Origin of the sequence: uncultured Microbulbifer sp. (assembly GCF_947498635.1) — a bacterium.
In the GTDB taxonomy this organism is placed as follows: Bacteria; Pseudomonadota; Gammaproteobacteria; order Pseudomonadales; family Cellvibrionaceae; genus Microbulbifer; species Microbulbifer echini.
This window is the reverse complement of the sequence record NZ_CANMKV010000106.1, coordinates 1-884: the sequence shown is the minus strand read 5'-3', so window position 1 is coordinate 884 and position 884 is coordinate 1. Positions and strand designations below refer to the sequence as shown.

Here is an 884-nt window from a genome sequence, read left to right as displayed (position 1 = left end):
TTCCATTGGGTCTCACTCTGGGTGAGCTCATTCATGGCCTGGCGCGCGGTTTTAATACCGTTCAGGCTGTCGTTATTGATCGCGGTAATTTCTAAAGTGGCGTTGCCGTTTTGGTCGTACAGGTAAAGGCGCGGGGAGCCGTTGTCGGCGTTGGTTTTAAATAAGCGCCCGAGTTCGTCGTAGACGTAGTACTCCTGGTATTGGCCACCGATCACCGAGTCGCGCACGGCGGTGTTGATACCTTTGCCAACGATCTGGCCGTGGGTGTTGTAGGCGATATCGTGCTGCACCCAGCCGCCCACGTCGGTCTTGTCGACATTGTTGGTACGGGCGATCTCGCGGCCGAGGGCGTCGTATTGCAGCCAGGTGGTCACCTGGCTCTGGGCGTTGTCACTATCCGTCTGTGTTTGGCTCTGGTAGACGGCGTTGCCGAAGGCGTCGAAGTAGAAGCGGGTCTTGCCTTCGTAGTTGGCGTCGCCGCGGTTTTCCCGCGCGTCGCGGGTCTCCACCCGTTTGCCCAGCATATTGTAGTGGTGGCTGGTGACTTGGCTGCCGCTGTCGTTGTGCACTATCTCGGCGGTGCGGTTGCCGAACAGGTCGTAGCGGTAGCTGACGGTGCCGCGTACGCTCTGGCCGCGGTAGTCGGTGTACTTGGCCCCTTGGGTTTGTATCTGTTCGCCGCGGGCGTTGTAGCTGGCGGTTTCCACGCGGCTGCCTGCGGCTTGTTCATCGCCGTCGTAGCGCACAGTGGTGGTGGCCTGGCCGTTGCCATCGTAATCGTGGCGGGTGACCAGGTCGCTGCTCACCCGGCTGACATTGAGGGCGGTGCCGGAGTTGCTGATGCGCGCGAAGGATTCCCCTTTGATGCGCTCTTCCAGCAGCAG

1 protein-coding gene is annotated in these 884 nt (G+C 60.7%); it reads right to left on the bottom strand.

Translation table 11 applies throughout. The features are described from left to right. On the bottom strand, nucleotides 1-884 hold an 884-nt coding region (locus tag Q1A69_RS20005), incomplete at both ends, for a hypothetical protein (protein ID WP_299589652.1).